Annotated in this window: 13 protein-coding genes; 8 read left to right on the top strand and 5 right to left on the bottom strand. The window is 72.4% G+C overall.

Annotation, left to right across the window (positions count from 1 at the left end; translation table 11 throughout):
• Positions 1–102: 102 nt before the first annotated feature.
• From Scani_RS22160 to Scani_RS22145, 4 genes are all read right to left on the bottom strand, one after another.
• Complete coding sequence (locus Scani_RS22160; protein ID WP_159479136.1) at positions 103–1,116, bottom strand: ABC transporter substrate-binding protein; 1,014 nt, start codon at positions 1,114–1,116, stop codon at positions 103–105.
• A gap of 69 nt (positions 1,117–1,185) precedes the next feature.
• Positions 1,186–1,998 carry an ABC transporter ATP-binding protein gene (locus Scani_RS22155; RefSeq protein ID WP_159479134.1) on the bottom strand — a complete coding sequence of 271 codons (813 nt, stop codon included), beginning with the start codon at positions 1,996–1,998 and terminating at the stop codon, positions 1,186–1,188.
• A complete protein-coding gene (locus tag Scani_RS22150; RefSeq protein WP_159479132.1) occupies positions 1,995–3,071 on the bottom strand; it encodes a FecCD family ABC transporter permease in 1,077 nt (358 codons plus the stop codon). The genes Scani_RS22155 and Scani_RS22150 overlap by 4 nt, the downstream gene beginning before the upstream one ends.
• The gene (locus Scani_RS22145; RefSeq protein ID WP_159479130.1) at positions 3,068–4,078 is read right to left on the bottom strand and encodes a FecCD family ABC transporter permease; all 1,011 of its coding nucleotides are present in this window, start codon (positions 4,076–4,078) and stop codon (positions 3,068–3,070) included. Before Scani_RS22145 ends, Scani_RS22150 begins: the two co-directional genes overlap by 4 nt.
• 327 nt (positions 4,079–4,405) lie before the next feature.
• On the opposite strand from Scani_RS22145, the gene Scani_RS22140 reads away from it, so the two are divergent.
• From Scani_RS22140 to Scani_RS22105, 8 genes are all read left to right on the top strand, one after another.
• A complete protein-coding gene (locus Scani_RS22140; RefSeq protein ID WP_159479128.1) occupies positions 4,406–5,614 on the top strand; it encodes an FAD-dependent oxidoreductase in 1,209 nt (402 codons plus the stop codon).
• 164 nt (positions 5,615–5,778) lie between these two features.
• The gene (locus tag Scani_RS22135) at positions 5,779–6,543 is read left to right on the top strand and encodes a VOC family protein (RefSeq protein ID WP_159479126.1); all 765 of its coding nucleotides are present in this window, start codon (positions 5,779–5,781) and stop codon (positions 6,541–6,543) included.
• A gap of 174 nt (positions 6,544–6,717) precedes the next feature.
• A complete protein-coding gene (locus Scani_RS22130) occupies positions 6,718–7,140 on the top strand; it encodes an SH3 domain-containing protein (protein WP_159479124.1) in 423 nt (140 codons plus the stop codon).
• A 120-nt stretch (positions 7,141–7,260) separates the two neighbouring features.
• Complete coding sequence (locus tag Scani_RS22125) at positions 7,261–8,055, top strand: SDR family NAD(P)-dependent oxidoreductase (RefSeq protein ID WP_159479122.1); 795 nt, start codon at positions 7,261–7,263, stop codon at positions 8,053–8,055.
• A 187-nt stretch (positions 8,056–8,242) separates the two neighbouring features.
• Entirely contained in the window at positions 8,243–9,466 is a 1,224-nt protein-coding gene (locus Scani_RS22120; RefSeq protein ID WP_159479120.1) for an acyl-CoA dehydrogenase family protein, read from the top strand.
• A gap of 242 nt (positions 9,467–9,708) precedes the next feature.
• Complete coding sequence (locus Scani_RS22115; protein ID WP_159479118.1) at positions 9,709–12,036, top strand: bifunctional glycosyltransferase/CDP-glycerol:glycerophosphate glycerophosphotransferase; 2,328 nt, start codon at positions 9,709–9,711, stop codon at positions 12,034–12,036.
• Positions 12,037–12,419: 383 nt separating this feature from the next.
• On the top strand, positions 12,420–13,268 hold the full coding sequence (locus tag Scani_RS22110; protein WP_159482287.1) for an oxygenase MpaB family protein: 849 nt from the start codon (positions 12,420–12,422) through the stop codon (positions 13,266–13,268).
• Between the two features lie 28 nt (positions 13,269–13,296).
• On the top strand, positions 13,297–15,408 hold the full coding sequence (locus Scani_RS22105; protein ID WP_159482286.1) for a serine/threonine-protein kinase: 2,112 nt from the start codon (positions 13,297–13,299) through the stop codon (positions 15,406–15,408).
• A gap of 75 nt (positions 15,409–15,483) precedes the next feature.
• Here the strand turns inward: Scani_RS22105 and Scani_RS22100 are convergent, their stop codons facing one another.
• On the bottom strand, positions 15,484–16,791 hold the full coding sequence (locus Scani_RS22100) for a glycoside hydrolase family 27 protein (protein ID WP_159479116.1): 1,308 nt from the start codon (positions 16,789–16,791) through the stop codon (positions 15,484–15,486).
• Positions 16,792–16,824: the final 33 nt, after the last annotated feature.

Raw genomic sequence — 16,824 nt, 5'->3', positions numbered from 1 at the left:
GGCCCCTTAGGGGTCGAGGGGGTGCGGGGAAACAAGGGGAAACAAGAGGGGCCGGAGAGGGGGAGGGGGTGGCCCCCGGTGGGGAGGGGCCACCCCTGGGGGTCAGCCCTTAGGCAGCGGCACGCCGGTGGCCTTCGCCACGTCGGCGAGCATGTGCTCGGCGGCCTGGATGCCGATACCGGACATCCACGTCTCGTCGGGCACGGTGAAGACCTTGTGGTCCTTGACGGCCGGCAGGTCCTTCCAGACCGGGTTGGACGTGACGTCCTTCTGCTGGGTCTTGCTCGGCTCGTCCGCGGTCGTCACGAACACCATGTCCGCGTCGGCCTTGTCGATCTGCTCGGGGCTGACGTCGAGCATCGTCTTGACCGGGTCGGTGGAGCTCTGGGACTTCGGCCGGGCCAGGCCGATGTCGTTCAGCACCACACCGCTGTAGGAGGACTTCTGGTAGAGGCGGGTCGGGCCGGCGACGAAGCGCACCACGGACGCCGACGGCATCTTGCCGTGGTACTTCTTCTTGATGGCCTCACCCAGCGCCTTGGCCCGGGTCTCGTACTCCTTCAGCTTCCGGTCGGCCTCCTTCTCCAGGCCCAGCGCCTTGGCGTGGACCTTCAGGTTGGCCTTCCAGGGGCCGCCGGTGGTGTCGGTGAAGACGGTCGGCGCGATCTGCTGGAGCTTGTCGTAGATCTTCTCGTGCCGGACCTTGGAGGACAGGATCAGGTCGGGCTTCAGGGCGATGATCTTTTCGAGGTTCGGCTCCAGCAGCGGACCGACGTCCTTGACGCCCCCGATCTCGTCCTTGAGGTAGGTGGGGAAGCCGCCCTCGGTCTTCATGTGCGGGGAGACCGCGCCGACGGGCTTGATGCCGAGCGTGATGACGTCGTCGAGCTCACCGGTGTCCAGGACGACCACGCGCTTGGGCTTGGCGGGGATCTTCACGTCGCCGCCCATGGCGCTCTTGACGGTGCGCGGGAAGCCGGCGCCGCTCTTCGCCGCGTCGTCGCCCCCCGAGGAGGTGCCGCCGCCGCAGGCGGTGAGGGTGCCCGCGCCCAGGACGACGGCGAGCAGCGCGGCCGGCAGCCGGACGGCGCCGTGAAGAGGAGATCTGGTGAGCATGAGGAGGCAACTTCCTTGAGGGGGAGCGGAAAGGGGAGAGGTCGTGGGGGGTGCGGGGGAGGGGCCGGGTCAGGCGGAAAGGGCGGTGTGCCGTTTCGCGCTGCCCCGGGGGACGACCAGCGGGGTGCCGGTCTCGGGGTCGGGGATCACCCGGCAGTCCACGTCGAACACGGACTTGACCAGCTCCGCGTCGAGTACGTCCGCCGGTGCGCCGGCCGCTGCCAGCTGCCCGTCCTTGAGGACCACGAGGTGATCCGCGTAGCGGGCCGCCTGCCCGAGGTCGTGCAGCACCATCACCACGGTGCGGCCCGCCTCGGAGTGCAGCTCGGCGACCAGATCGAGGACATCGAGCTGGTGCCGCAGGTCCAGGAACGTGGTCGGCTCGTCGAGCAGCAGCAGTTCGGTGTCCTGCGCCAGCGCGAGCGCGATCCAGGCGCGCTGCCGCTGGCCGCCGGAGAGCCGGTCGACGGGCTGGTCGCGCAGCTCCACGGTGCCGGTGCGCCGAAGCGCCTCCTCCACCGCCTGCTGGTCCGCCGCCGACCAGGGGCTCAGCAGCCGCTGGTGCGGGTAGCGGCCCAGCCGTACGAGCGCCTCGACCGTGATCGCGTCGGGGGTGACCGGCTGTTGCGGCAGCAGCCCCATGCGCAGCGCCAGCGCCCGCGCCGGCATCCGGTGGATGTCGGCGCCGTCCAGCGCGACGGTGCCGGCCGACGGCGCCAGCAGCCGGGTCAGACCGCGCAGCAGCGTCGACTTGCCGCAGGCGTTGGGGCCGACGACGGCGGTGACGGCGCCGCCGGGCAGCACCAGATCGAGGCCGCCGACGATCAGCCGGTCGCCGTAGCGGAGATCGAGTCCCTGGGTGGAGAGCTGGTTGGCGGTCATCGGACACTCCTGTTGACGGAACTGCTCTGACGGATCATCAACACCAGCAGCCACGGCGCGCCCAGCGTGGCGGTGACCACCCCGACCGGCAGCCCGCCGACCGGCAGCAGGTACTGCGCCACGAGATCGGAGGCGAGCAGCAGCACGGCACCGGCGAGGCCGGACAGCGCCAGCGTCCCGGCGGTCGGCGGCCCGGCGAGGAGCCGCACGATGTGCGGAACGGCGAGCGCGACGAAGGCGACCGGGCCGGTCAGCGCGGCGGCCAGCGAGGCCAGCACGATGGCGACGACCAGGACCTGCAGCCGGGCGGTGTGGGTGTGCAGGCCGAGCGCGCCGGCCGAGTCGTCGCCCAGGTCGAGGACGGCCAGCCGGCGGTGCAGCGCGAAGGCGGCGAGCAGCGCCACGGCCATCGCCCCGCCGGCCGACCACACTTCGGTCCAGGTCCGCCCGTACACCGAGCCCGTCGTCCACTGCAGGGCCGACCCCGCGAGTTCGGTGGGGAAGCGGACGACCATGAAGCTCACCGCCGCCGACAGGCCCGCCTGCACGGCGAGACCGACCAGCACCAGGCGGGTCACGCTGACCCCGGAGCGCCAGCCGAACACCCCCAGCAGCACCGCGGCGAGCAGTCCGCCGCCCAGCGCGGCCAGCGGCATCAGCGCCTGCGAGGCCCCGGCGGCCAGCATCGCCACCGCGCCGAACGAGGCGCCGCCGGTCACCCCCATCACATCGGGGGAGGCGAGCGGATTGCGGAACAGCCGCTGCAGCAGGGCACCGGCCACCGCCAGGCCCGCCCCCGCGACGATCGCCGCGACCATCCGCGGGGCCCGGAACTGCTGGACCACCAGCACCGTGGCGGAATCGCCGAGCCCGAACAGGCCCTTGACCGCATCGGCGGGCGGCAGCGGCAGATCGCCGTTGGCCACGGACACCGTCACCAGGGCGCCGAGCAGCACCGCACCGGCGAGCGCGAGCAGCGCGGTCCGGCGCACCGGGTGTCGCCGCCCGGAGGCCGGGGGCGGGGTGGCGGACGACGGGCCGGGCGTCTTCTCGTTGCGTACGACGTCGGTCATCGGGCCACCTTCCGGGCCAGCAGCGCCAGCAGCGGCGCGCCGAGGAACGCGCTGATGATGCCGACCTGCAGTTCGGACGGCCGGATGACGATCCGTCCGAGGATGTCGGCGGTGAGCAGCAGCAGGGGACCGGCGATCAGCGAGGCCGGTACCACGATCCGGTGGTCGGAGGTGCGCATCAGCTGGCGCACCAGGTGCGGGGCGGCCAGCCCGATGAAGGCGAGCGGACCGGCCACGGCCACCGCCGACGCGGCGAGCAGGACGACGGACAGACCGCCGGCCACGCGGATCCGGGACACCCGTACGCCCAGCGCCTGCGCCGCATCGTCGCCCAGCGCCAGCGCGTTGAGCGCGGGGGCGAGGGCCAGCGCGAGGACCAGTCCGAGCGCCAGGGTCGGCAGCACCGGGTAGAGCACCGTCAGCGGGCGCTCGGACAGTGAACCGGCCATCCAGAACCGGGCCTCGTCCAGCGACCGCTTGCTGGCCAGCATGACCGTCGACGTCCAGGAGATCAGGACGAGTTGGAGGACGGTGCCGCCCAGCGCGAGGCGCGCGGGGTCGAGATCACCCGCGCGCCGTGCCAGTGCCTGGGCGAACAGTGCGGCGGCCGCGGCTCCCGCGAACGCGAACCAGACGTACTGGGAGGGGCGGGTCAGATGCAGTGCATAGATCGCGGTGACCACCGCGAAGCTCGCGCCCGCGTTGATGCCGAGTGTCGTCGGGGACGCGAGCGGGTTGCGGGTGACGCCCTGGACGACCGCTCCGGCCACACCGAGCGCCGCGCCGACCGCGAGGGCGACCACCGTGCGCGGCAGCCGAAGCCCCGTCACCACCAGGGCGTCCCGCCCGTGGACGGCGCCGGACAGCGCGTCCCACACGGTGGACAGCGGTACGGACCGGGCGCCGAGAGCGAGGCTCAGGGCGGCACAGACCGCCAGGGCACAGAGCCCGGCCGCGAACAGCGGGACGCGCCGCAGGACGTTCGCGGCGGGAAGCGCATCGGGCACAGGGGGTGCAGTGGCAGGTGGTTTGATCGTCGGCACGCGTCGTTACATTAGGTTAGGCATACCTAATTCCGCAAACGCGTCCAGCGTTAAACGATCAACTGTCCTTTTTGTCGGGCGAATCCCCGCCGATGGCTCCCGCGAGGTCCCGACCTGGGGTGATCTACCCGTCCGCACGCCCGATCACTCCGCCGACCTGCCGCAGATCGCCTTGTGGCGGACCCGCGGTGCATGGGGCGAGTTGCCCGGAAAGCGCAGCCGTAAGGCGTTTTGGGACGATGTGCTTTTCTGAGGGGGAGGCATCGCCGTCCTGCCCAGCCAAGGAGCGTCATGACCCCCAGGACTCCCCGTATCGCGATCATCGGCGCCGGCCCCGGCGGGCTGACCTGTGCCCGCGTCCTGCAGCGCAACGGCGTGCCCGTCACCGTCTTCGACCATGACGCCTCCGCCGACGCCCGCCCCCAGGGCGGCACGCTGGGATTGCCGGTGACGATCGCTCAGGAGGCGCTGGGCGCGGCCGGTCTGTACGAGGAGTTCGCCGCGCTCGCCTGCCCCGAGGGGCAGGAGGTGCGGCTGCTCGACCACACCGCGACGGTGCTCTTCCACCACGTCCCCGCCCCCGCCCCCGGCGAGACCGGCCGCCCCGAGACCGGCCGCCCCGAGGCCGACCGCTCCGCGACCGACCGCTCCGAGATCGACCGGGCCGCGCTGCGCCGGCTGCTGCTGGACTCCCTCGCCCCGGACACCGTGCGCTGGCGCAGCTATCTGCGCACGCTGCACCCGCTCGGCGACGGCCGCCACAAGGCCGAGTTCGACGACGGCCACACCGAGACCTTCGACCTGGTCATCGGCGCCGACGGAACCTGGTCCCGGGTCCGGCCGATGCTCTCCGACGCCGCCCCCCACTACACCGGTGTCACCTTCGTCGAGTCCGGATTCGAGGACGCCGACACCCGCCACCCGGAGGTCGCCCGCCTGGTCGGCGGCGGCAGCATGCGGGCGGAGTCCGCCGCGCAAGGACTCCTCGCCCGGCGCGACGGCCGCGGCCGCATCCGCCTCTACGCCGCCTTCCGCGGCTCCCAGGACTGGGCGCTGGACGCCGGGGTGCGGAAGGAGGACACCGAGGCCGTCCGCGCCGTGCTGCTCGACCGGTTCGCCGACTGGGACGAGCGGCTGCTGACACTTCTGCGGGACAACGACGGCGGGTTCGTCAACCGGCCGTTGTTCGCCCTGCCGGTGCCGCACCTCTGGACCCACACCCCGGGCCTGACCCTGCTCGGCGACGCCGCGCACCTGATGTCACCCTTCACCGGCAGGGGCGCCGACCTCGCCATGCTCGACGGCGCCGAACTCGGCGGGGCCCTCACCGGGCACGGCGACCCGGACGAGGCGGTACGCGCCTACGAAACGGCCATGCTGCCCCGCGCCGCCGAGGCCGCCGAGGCCGACGCCCGCGCGCTGGCCGACGCCCTCGCCCCGGACGCCCCGCGCGGCTCGCTCCGCCATCTGCGCGCCGCCTTCGGCGACCCGCGGCCGTAGCGACCCGGCGTGGCCATCGGGGGCCCCGCGGCCGACGGCGCTTCCAGTTGCGCCCTCCTCGCGCTCATCGGACGATCGGCAGCGTACGGATACCGGCCGGCAGAGTGCGGACGCGAGCGCGGCACCGTCCGGCCACGGGCCGGCGTGGAGGGACGGAAGACACCGTGAAGATCACTGAGCCCACCCCCGGCGCGCCCTGCTGGGTGGAGCTGGGGACCTCGGACGTGGCTGCCGCCAAGGTCTACTACCGCCAGGTCTTCGGCTGGCGTGCCGAGACCGACCCGCGGGACGAAGCCGGCGGCTACACCATGCTGTACCTCGGGGGCGCCCCGGTCGCCGCGCTGACCCCGCTCTACGCCCCCGGCCAGCCGACCGCCTGGACCGTGTCGTTCGCGACGCGGGACGCCGATGCGCAGGCCGCCGCGGTCACCGAGGCGGGCGGGCATCAGCTGATGGCGCCGATGGACGTCTTCGACCTGGGCCGCTTCGCCGTACTGGCCGACCCGGAAGGCGCCATCTTCTCGCTGTGGCAGGGCCGGTCCTTCGCCGGCGCCGCGGTGTTCAACGCCCCGGGATCGCTCGGCTGGGTCGAGCTCGCGACCCGGGACGAGGAGGCCGCCAAGGCCTTCTACACCCGGATCTTCGGCTGGACCGTCGGCACGCACAAGGACTACCCGCAATGGGGGGTCGACGGCGCCGACTTCGGCGGGATGAGCGCGCTGGACGAGTTCTATCCGGACGACGTCAGGGCGCACTGGCTGCCGTACTTCGCGGTCGCCGACGTCGACGAGACGGCCGCCCGGGCCGCCGAGTCGGGGGGCATGCTGCTGGTGCCCCCGACGGATGTGCCCGAGGGGCCGAGGGTCGCGGTGATCCGGGATCCGCAGGGAGGACACTTCGGGATCCACGCCGCTGGCACCGAGGGCTGACCCGCGTCGGCTCCGGTGTCTCCCGGGGCGGCGACTGCCCGTGTCGCGGGCGTACTTGCGCCGTCACACGATCGGCGGCCTGTTCGTCGTTTCCCCACATCCCTAGGGTGATTTCCGCGTAATGTCCACTTCGCGCCAATGGGTGGCATTGCGCGTCGAGAACAGGAGACCCCTATGCCCACGACCGACCTCCTCGCGGCCCGAGGCAAGCAGCTCGCAGCCGGCGCGGGCGCACTCACCGCGGCCCTCGCCCTCGGCGCAACGCTGCTCGCGGCGGCGCCGGCGCACGCGACGACCCCCGGCCCCGCCAAGCCCTTCGGCGTGGTCACTGCCAAGACGGGCCTGAGCCAGCGTCAGTACCCCAGCACGGACTCCTCCGTACGCGGCCACCTCCACCACCGTGCGCAGGTCGGCCTGGTGTGCAAGGTCCGCACCCAGAGCGTGGGTGGCAACACCGTCTGGTACCTGACCCGCGAGGAGCGGCCGGTCTGGGTCGCGGCGAGGTACGTGACCAGCAGCGGCGCCGTCAGGTACTGCAAGGACGTCCAGCGCCTCCGGGTGCAGCCGAACCATCCGGCGAAGCACGCCGTGGGCTGATGGAGTCCGGGCAGGGCCCGGTCCGGCGCCGCGGAGGTGCCGGACCGGGCCTTCGTGCGTGCGGCGGGCAGTGCCCGCTCGCGGCGGGCGGGGGTGGTGAACCGAGAACGGAGAAGAGCCGTGCAGATCGATCTCACCGGCCGGACCGCGATGGTGACCGGCTCGACGCAGGGCATCGGGGCGGCCATCGCCCTGGGGCTGGCCCGCGCCGGAGCCCGGGTCGCCGTGAACGGCCGCAGTACCGGCTCCGTGGAGGCCGCACTGGAGCGGATGCGCACCCGGGAGCCGACCGCCGCCTTCCTCGCGGCGCCCGGCGACATCGGCACCGACAGCGGCCTCGACCAGGTCGCCGAGGCCGTACCCCAGGCGGACATCCTCATCAACAACCTGGGCGTCTTCGGCTCCCGGCCCGCCCTGGAGATCGACGACGCCGAGTGGCGGCGGTACTTCGAGATCAATGTGCTCACGGCCGTCCGGATGATCCGCCGCTATCTGCCCGGCATGACCGAGCGGGGCTGGGGCCGCATCCAGAACATCGCCAGCGACTCCGCCGTGGTGATTCCGGCGGAGATGATCCATTACGGGATGTCCAAGACGGCGCTGCTCGCGGTGTCCCGGGGCTTCGCGAAGGAGGCGGCCGGGAGTGGGGTGTGCGTGAACTCGGTCATCGCCGGGCCGACCCATACGGGCGGGGTCGAGGACTTCGTCCATGACCTCGTCGGCCGTGACCTGCCGTGGGACGAGGCGCAGCGCGCCTTCATGCGGGAGTACCGGCCGCAGTCACTGATCCAGCGACTGATCGAACCGGACGAGATCGCCGCCATGGTGGTCTACCTCAGCTCCCCCCTCGCCTCGGCGACAACCGGCGCGGCCGTCCGCGTCGACGGCGGCTACGTCGACTCGATCGTCCCCTGACCGAGGGTTCTGGCCGCCCCTCCCGGGCCGACCGGGATCCACCCGGACCGGCCGCACCTCCCGGCCCGCCCGCCCTTCCGTATTACTGAAACAAGTTCTACTGTGCCCCTCGATCCGGCAGCCGACGGGCCGTCAGCATCCCGTGCCCCGCGGACCGGACGACCGGACCGGACGAACTGGAGGGGCCGTGCACCTCGAATACACCCCCGAGCAGCAGCAGTTGCGCGCCGAGCTGCGCACGTACTTCGCCGAACTGGTGCCGGACCGTGCCCACCCGGCCCCCGGTGGCTCCGAGGCCGCCGGAGCCGCCCCCCTCACCGACCCCGCCGCCCAGAAGCGGTTCTACCGCGAGACCGTGCGCAGGCTGGGCGCCGACGGCTGGCTCGGCGTCGGCTGGCCCAAGGAGTTCGGCGGGCGCGGCCTGTCCCCGACGGAGCAGTTCATCTTCTTCGACGAGGCGGCCCAGGCGGGCGTGCCGCTGCCGCTGATGGCGCTGAACACCGTCGGCCCGACGATCATGCAGTTCGGCACCGACGAACAGAAGGCCTACTTCCTGCCCCGGATCCTCTCCGGCGAGATCGACTTCGCCATCGGCTACAGCGAACCGGACGCCGGCACCGATCTGGCCGCCCTCAAGACCCGCGCCGTACGGGTGGGCGACGAGGAGACCGGCCACTACGTCGTCAACGGCCAGAAGATCTGGACGACCAACGGCGACACTGCGGACTGGGTATGGCTCGCCGTGCGCACCGACCCGGAAGCCCCGCCCCACAAGGGCATCACCATGCTCCTCGTCCCCACCAGCGACCCCGGCTACTCGTGCACCCTGATCAACACCCTCGCCTCGCACGACACCACCGCCAGCTACTACGAGAACATCACCGTCCCCGCCTCCCGTCGCGTCGGCGGGGAGAACAAGGGCTGGCGGATCATCACCAACCAGCTCAACCACGAGCGGGTCACCCTCGCCGCCCACGGCACCATGGCCATCCGCGCGCTGCACAACGTCCAGCGCTGGGCCGCCGACACCGAACTCGCCGACGGCCGCCGGGTCATCGACCTCGGCTGGGTCCGCGGACGACTGGCCCGCACCCACACCCGACTCGACGCCATGAAGCTGCTGAACTGGCAGATGGTCGACGCCCTCCAGCACCACACGCTCACCCCCCAGGACGCCTCCGCGGTCAAGGTCTACGGCTCCGAGGCCCGCCGCGACGCCTACGCCTGGCTGATGGAGATCCTCGGCTCCGCGGGCCCCCTCAAAGAGGGCTCCGCCGGCGCAGTACTGCACGGCGAACTGGAACGCGGCTACCGCTCCGCCGTCATCTTCACCTTCGGCGGCGGCAACAACGAGATCCAACGCGAAATCATCTCCTGGATCGGCCTGGGGATGCCCCGCGTGCGGCGGTGAAGCGGCGCAACGCGGCCTCCTCGCTCGCGCGTACCGATCGCCAAAGCGTGATGCCGCCGGGTCCGCGGTGCAGCAGCCCAAGGCCGGCCCTGCCGTGGGGCATCGTCCGACGTGCGGCAGCCACCACAAGCACTGCGCGCGGCCCGCGCGCAACCTTTGGGTGGCGGTGGTTGTCCCACTCTCGGTCGTAGAAAATCCAGGCCGTCGTCTTGAGGCCGACACCTTCGAGGAGCAACGTCGCCATGCCCGAGACGGGCCTCAGATCCGCCCCGCGTTTCAGCATCATCGTTCCCGTGTTCAATGTGCAGGGCTTTCTTCGTGCGTGCCTGAACTCGTTGCTGGCACAGGACTTCGCCGACTTCGAGGTCATCGCGGTCGATGACCGTTCGCCGGACCGGAGCGGCGAGATCCTGGCGGAGTACGCCGCCCGCGACCCGCGGGTGATCACCGTGCGCCATGAGGAGAACCGCGGCATCGGGGCGGCCCGCAACACCGGGGTGGACCGTGCGAGCGGGGACTACCTGTTGTTCCTCGACAGTGACGACACCCTGACTCCTGGTTCGTTGCGGGCGATGGCCGACCGGCTGGCCGGGGCCGAGGACCCGGACCTTCTGCTCTTCGACCATGTGCGGAGCTACTGGTGGCACGAGGTCAAGCCGAGCGCCGCCCGCGAACTGCTCGCCGCGGCGGGAGCGGAGGTGTTCCGGCCCGCTGAGCGCACCGAGTTCCTGCAGATGTTCGCGGTGGTGTGGAACCGGGCGTTCCGGCGCGACTTCTTCGTGGACAACGGCTTCCGGTACACCGACGGGCTCTACGAGGACGCCCTCATGGTGTACACCACCATGCTCACCGCCGAGCGCGCGGTGTGCCTGGACCACGCCTGCGTCGAATACCGCCAGCGCCGCCACGGCAATTCCATGAAGACGCCGGGCCGCAAGCACTTCACCATATTCGAGCAGTACCAACGGCTCTTCGAGTTCCTCGACGGCCGGCCCGATCTGGATCATCTGCGACCGCTGTTCTTCGAGCGGATGGTCAGTCACTTCCTGTTCACCGGCGCGCGCGAGAGCCGCGTTCCGGTCGGGGACCGGCCCGAGTACTTCCATCGGGCCGCGGCGATGTACCGGCGGCACAAGCCGGCCGGGTTCACCCCGCCCGAGGATGTCGACGCCCGGCAGTTCCAGGCGCTGGAACGCGGTTCGTACCGCGCCTTCCAGGCACTCGGCCTGGTGAACCGCACCCGCGAGAGCGGCCGGCAGCGTCTGCGCACGGCCCAGGGCGCCATGAGCAGGCGTGCCGCGTCGGTGTCGTACGCGATGCAGCGCCGGCGCCCCCTCGACCCCGGCCTCGCGGTCTTCAGCGCCTATTGGAACCGCACCCCGTCCTGCAACCCGCTCGCGGTCTACGAAAAGGCCAAGGAGCTGGTGCCGCACCTCCACGGTGTGTGGGTGGTGCGCGAGGACCTCGTGGACACGCTGCCGGACGGCATGGACCACGTCGTCGTCGGCTCCCCGCGCTACTGGGAGGTGATGGCGCGCGCCACGTACTTCGTGAACAACGTCAACTTCGCCGACCACCTGGTCAAGCGCCCGGGCCAGGTCCACCTCCAGACCCACCACGGCACCCCGCTCAAGCGCATGGGGATCGACCAGCAGAAGTACCCGGCCGCCGCCAAGGGCATGAGCATGCGCAAGCTGCTCGAACGCGCCGACCGCTGGGACCTGTCGGTCTCGTCCAACCAGCACTCCACCGAGCAGTGGGAGCGGGTCTACCCCTGCGGCTTCGAGTCGGTCGACGCCGGCTATCCGCGCAACGACGTCTTCTTCCGGACCGGCGCCCAGGAGGTGCTCGACATCCGTGCGCGGCTGGGGATCGCACCCGGCAGCACCGCGGTCCTCTACGCCCCGACGGTGCGCGACTTCCAAGTCGGCTATGTGCCGCGGCTGGATTTGGAGAAGATCACCAGGGCGCTCGGCCCGGACGTCGTCCTGCTGGTCCGTACGCACTACTTCTACGACCAGGACCCGCGGCTCCAGCAGCTCCAGGAGCAGGGCGCGCTGATCGATGTCTCCCGGCATCCTTCGGTGGAGGAGCTGTGCCTCGCCGCGGACGCGCTGGTCACGGACTACTCGTCGATCATGTTCGACTACGCCGCCCTCGACCGGCCGATCATCAACTACGCCGACGACTGGGAGACTTACGTCCGCTCCCGGGGCGTCACCTTCGACCTGCTCTCGGGAAGGCCGGGTGAGACCCCCGGGGTCGTCGCGACCGACGAGGACGAGCTGATCGAGGCGTTTCGCAGCGGCCGCTGGAACGGCACGGAAGCCGGGGAGCTGCGTGCCGCGTTCCGCGCGCGATTCTGCCCGTGGGACGACGGTCACGCCGCCGAGCGGGTGGTCCGCCGGACCTTCCTCGGCGCCGAGGACCCGAGTCCCGCCCCGCTTCCGCTGTCCGAGCGCACGGTCGCGCCCTCCCCGCGCGAGGCCGCCCGCAGGGTGGAGGGCGCCGTTCCCACGGGCCCGGCGGAGCACCCGTCCGGGCGGCCCGACGTCGAGCTGACCGGCTGACCGGGCTGACCGGCCGGCCGCGTCGGCTCCGGACTCTTGGGCCGGCGCGGTGCCACGGGGGCAACAGCACCCGCGCGTACCCGCCGCCGGTGGCCGGCCGGACCGCGCCTGTGGGGCTGCGGGTCTGCGTGCCCGTGGGCCTGTGGGCCTGTCGTGCTGAGGCTCATCGAGCGATGATGCGGGTGGGCCGTTGCGGGATCGACAATGGGAACACGTCGACGAGGGAGCGGCCGCGGCGTGCCGGGGCCTGCGGGGCCCGGCATCGGGGCAGCTCATCGAGGTGTCCGGGGACGGCTGCCGTCAGGCGTCGGATCCGGCGGCGGGAGGTGTGGTGGGTGGCAGGCGACCCGGGGCTCTTCGGGCCCCGCTCCGTGACCTGGCAGATGCACAGCGATCCGATGATGTGGATCGCGGGCGTCCGTGCGCTCTACCTCCAGGCGCTGCACCCGCGCGCGGTGCGCGGTGTCCTGCAGAACTCGGACTTCCGGCGGGACGCCTGGGGCCGCCTCATGCGGACCGCCCGATTCGTCGGCACCCTCACCTACGACACCACCGACGCCGCCGAACAGGCCGGTGCCAGGGTCCGTCGCATCCACCGCCTGCTGTCCGCCACCGACCCCGCCACCGGCGAGCGCTACGGCGTCGACCAGCCGGATCTGCTGCTGTGGGTGCACTGCGCGGAAGTCGACTCCTACCTGCACGTACTGCGCCGCTCCGGCTACCCCCTCACCGACGCCCACGCCGACGCCTACCTCCACGAGCAGCGCGAGAGCGCCCGGCTCGTCGGCCTCGACCCGGCCGGTGTACCCGGCAGCCGGGCCGCGCTCGCCGCCTACTTCGCCCGCGTCCGGCCCGAGTTGGCGCTGACCCCCGAGGCCTGCGAGGTGGACGGGTTCCTGCGCAGGCCGCCGACCCCGGTGCCCCTCGTGCCGGCCCGCGCCGTGCTCTGGCAGCGGGTGGCAGGGCTCGCCTACGGCGCGCTCCCGGCGTATGCCCAGGAGCTCTACGGGCGCCCCGCGCCCCCGCCCGCCACCGTCACCCGACGGCTCCGGGCCACCGGACGCCTCCTACGCGCCATTCCGCCCACCGTCCGCTGGCAGCTCCCGCCCCGGCACATCCTGCGCGCCGTTGCACGACTCGGCCCCGGCACCCGCCCAGCGCCCTACAAGCTCCGCCCTTCCGCCGCCATACTGGACGGGCCGAAGGACACGCAGGGGGAACTGCGCGGCTGACCACGGGGGACGGGGGCGGCGATTCATGGTGGCGGGAAAGAGACTGATCCAACGGCGTTACCGACTGCTCGACACCATCGGGCGCGGCGGCATGGGGGAGGTGTGGCGGGCCCGCGACGAGTCGCTGGGCCGGCAGGTCGCGGTCAAATGCCTCAAGCCCACGGGGCCGCGCCACGAACCCTCGTTCCTGCAGGTGCTGCGCGAACGTTTCCGCCGCGAGGCGCGGGTCGCCGCCGCGCTCCAGCACCGCGGGATCACCGTCGTCCATGACTTCGGTGAGGACGACGGCACCCTCTTCATCGTCATGGAGCTGCTCAGCGGCCGGAACCTCAGCCAGCTGCTGGACGACAGCCGCCGCCAGCCGCTGCCCGTACCCGACCTCGCCGAGATCGCCGAGCAGGTCACCGCCGCGCTCGCGTACACCCACGAACAAGCCGTCGTACACCGCGATCTCAAACCGGCGAACATCGTCCGGACCGCCGACGGCACGGTCAAGATCTGCGATTTCGGCATCGCCCGTCTCGGCCACGACATCGGCTTCACCGCCCGTCTCACCGGCACCGGTATCGCCATGGGCAGTCCGCACTACATGTCGCCCGAACAGATCGGCGCCCACGGCGTCGACCACCGCAGCGACCTCTACTCCCTCGGCTGTGTGCTGTACGAGATCGCCACCGGCGTGCCGCCCTTCGACCTGGGCGATGCCTGGGCGGTGCTCGTCGGGCACCGGGACATGGCACCCAAGCCGCCCCGTACGCTCCGCCCCGATCTTCCCGAGGCCTACGAGCGCATCATCCTCGAACTGCTCGCCAAGGACCCCGAAGACCGCCCCAGGGACGCCGACGAGCTGGGCAAACGCCTCGCCGACGCCCGCCATCCGCAGGCCGGGCGGGACGTCGCGGCCGGCCCGGAAGACCGGACGGTCCCCGCCCGGCGGCTGCCCTCCTGGACCCGCGGCATGACCCTCGGCTCCCCGGCGGGCCCCGCACGACGGCCGTACGGGTACCCGGCGGACCGGGCCGCCACGGCCCTGACCGACACCTGGACCGGTGGGCGGGAGCCGCAGGGCGACGACGTGTCCCCGCCCGCCGGCATCGCCAGCCCGGCACCGCCGGACGACCGCCGCGCCACCCTCGCCGCGCTGGCCGGCCGGCACACCGCCGCGCTGAACCTCGGCGGGCTGGGCCGCTGGGAGGAGGCCGGCGAGGCACACCGTGCGCTCGCCGCGGAGCGCGAACGGCTCCTGGGCCCCGACCACCCCGACACCCTCACCAGCCGCCTGGAGGCCGGCCACGCCCTGAGCCGTCTCGGCCGGAGCTTCGAGGCGCATCAGGTCTACGCCGAGGTGCTGGCGGGCCGGGAACGCGCGCTGGGCCCCGACCACCCCGACTCGCTGAGCTGCCGTCACCACGTCGCGCTGAACCTCGGCCGGCTGGGCCGGCTGGAGGACTGCCGTGCCCTGGCCCGGGAGGTGGCCGAGGCCCGCGCCCGGGTGCTCGGTGCGTATCACCCGGACACCCTCGCCACCCGCTGCGAACTCGCCCATGTCATGGGCCGGTTGGGCCTGTGGACGGAGGCGCTGCACACCTACCGGGACATCGCACAGGCGCGTACCGAGGCGCTGGGCCCCGACCACCCCGACACCCTCGCCGCCCGCTACGAGGTCGGCATCGGCCTCGGCCGGCTCGGCCGGAGCGGCGAGGCCCTGGCGCTCTACCGGGACCTGGCCGCCGCCCGTACCCGTGCCCAGGGCGCGGACGACCCGGAGACGCTGCGGGCCCGGCACGGCCTGGGCGTCAACCTCGGACGGCAGAACCGCTGGCAGGAGGCGCTGCTGGAGGCTCGGGAGGTCGCCGGGGCACGGGTGCGGGTGCTCGGCCCCGACCACCCCGACACCCTGGTCAGCCGCCGGGAGACCGCCGTGGCGCTCGGCTGGCTCGGCCGCTGGGACGAGGCGCTGGACCTCTACCGCGAGGTCGCCGACGCCCGTGAACGGGTCCTGGGGGCCGCCCATCTCGACGCCCTGGCCAGCTACGGCGACCTGGCCCAGTGCCTGGAACAACTGGGCCGGGCCGACGAGGCGGCCGCCCTCCACCGCCGGGTCGCGGCACTGCGCCGGGAGCGCGCCGTACGCCGGTGATAGGAGACGGCACCCCTTGGGGGAGGGACCGACCGCGGGCCACCCGTATGAGCCGGGCGGCCCGCGGTGACCGGGTCAGTCCGGGGTGACGCGGTAGAGCACCGTGCTGTGCGGCGGCACCTCGCGCGCCACGATCGTGTCGTCGCTGTGCGTCCGGTGCCCGCTGACCAGGTCGTGCAGCCGGTAGGACCCGGTCTGTGGCAGTCCGGCCGTGTCCGCCGTGACCGACAGGGTGCGCGGCGTGTCGCCCGAGTTGAACAGGGCGATCGCCCAGTCGCCGTTCTTGAGCGGCTTGGCCAGCACCGCGGAGCCGTCGTCCTGCTGCACGACGGTTCCCTGGGCACCGAGCGCGTCCTGGTCGACGGCGATGACCTTCTTGTTGCCGAGCACCTTGCGTGCCGCCGGGGACAGATCGCCGATGTCCGTGCTGGAGATCAGGGGGGCGGCCATCATCGCCCACAGCGACATCTGGCTCTGCATCTCCTGCCGCGTCAGGCCCGAGTCGCCGGCCAGCAGGAAGTCCGGGTCGTTCCAGCGGCCGGGGCTCTGCAGGGCGGCCAGCCGGGCGTTGTAGCGGAAGTTGTAGACGATGGACGACCACTTCGCGGCCGGGGTGCTCTTCTGGAGCGCCACGTCCCGCCCGCCCCGCCACAGATTGCCGAGCTCGGCCGACCAGCCGATGACCCGGTGCCAGACGCTGTCACCGTCGAACTGGAAGTAGGCCGGCGCCGACACCGAGAAGGTGATCGGGCGGCCGGTGGCCCGCAGCGCACGGCTCATCTGCCCGTAGAGGTCCCGGTAGGTCTCCTCCTTGGTGTGTCCCGGGGCGACCGGCACATTGCAGCCGTCCGCCTTGACGTAGTCGACCTTCCAGCGGGCGAACAGCTCCGCATCCTCCCGGAAATGGCCGAGACTGCCCGGATATTTCTCACAGGTGAGGGTGCCGACATCCTCGTAGATCCCGAACTTCAGTCCCATGCGGTGCAGCTGCTGCCCGAGGTAGGCCATGCCGTGCGGGAACTTCGCCGGGTCCGCCGTCAGCTCGCCGCGGGGGCCGCGCTGTCTGCTCATCCAGCAGTCGTCGACGGTGACGGTGCGGTAGCCACGCTCCGCCAGTCCCGAACGGACCAGTGCCCGCGCGTTGTCGAGGACGATCTTCTCGTTGAGGTCGCACATGTAGTACGACCAGTTGTTCCAGCCCATCGGGGGTCTCGGGGCCAGGTTCGGATAGGCCCCGGCGGCCGGTCTGGCCCCGGGCGCGCGGCCCGGGTCTGGGGCGGCGGAGGCGGGCGCGGGGGCCGCGAGCAGCCCGGCCGAGCAGGTGGCGACGGCGGTCAGTCCGGCGAAGGTGCGGCCGATGCGGGGTACCGACGAGTGGGACACGGGTCACCTCACGGGTGGGCGGGACGGCCTGCG

The organism is Streptomyces caniferus, assembly GCF_009811555.1.
Taxonomy (GTDB): domain Bacteria; phylum Actinomycetota; class Actinomycetes; order Streptomycetales; family Streptomycetaceae; genus Streptomyces; species Streptomyces caniferus.
This window is presented reverse-complemented; position numbering and strand designations above follow the sequence as displayed.

What these genes read in the sequence shown, in the direction of transcription:
- Scani_RS22160 (WP_159479136.1), bottom strand. Translation starts at nt 1,116, where the DNA reads ATGCTCACCAGATCTCCTCTTCACGGCGCCGTCCGGCTGCCGGCCGCG.
- Scani_RS22155 (WP_159479134.1), bottom strand. Translation starts at nt 1,998, where the DNA reads ATGACCGCCAACCAGCTCTCCACCCAGGGACTCGATCTCCGCTACGGC.
- Scani_RS22150 (WP_159479132.1), bottom strand. Translation starts at nt 3,071, where the DNA reads ATGACCGACGTCGTACGCAACGAGAAGACGCCCGGCCCGTCGTCCGCC.
- Scani_RS22140 (WP_159479128.1), top strand. Translation starts at nt 4,406, where the DNA reads ATGACCCCCAGGACTCCCCGTATCGCGATCATCGGCGCCGGCCCCGGC.
- Scani_RS22130 (WP_159479124.1), top strand. Translation starts at nt 6,718, where the DNA reads ATGCCCACGACCGACCTCCTCGCGGCCCGAGGCAAGCAGCTCGCAGCC.
- Scani_RS22115 (WP_159479118.1), top strand. Translation starts at nt 9,709, where the DNA reads ATGCCCGAGACGGGCCTCAGATCCGCCCCGCGTTTCAGCATCATCGTT.
- Scani_RS22110 (WP_159482287.1), top strand. Translation starts at nt 12,420, where the DNA reads ATGCACAGCGATCCGATGATGTGGATCGCGGGCGTCCGTGCGCTCTAC.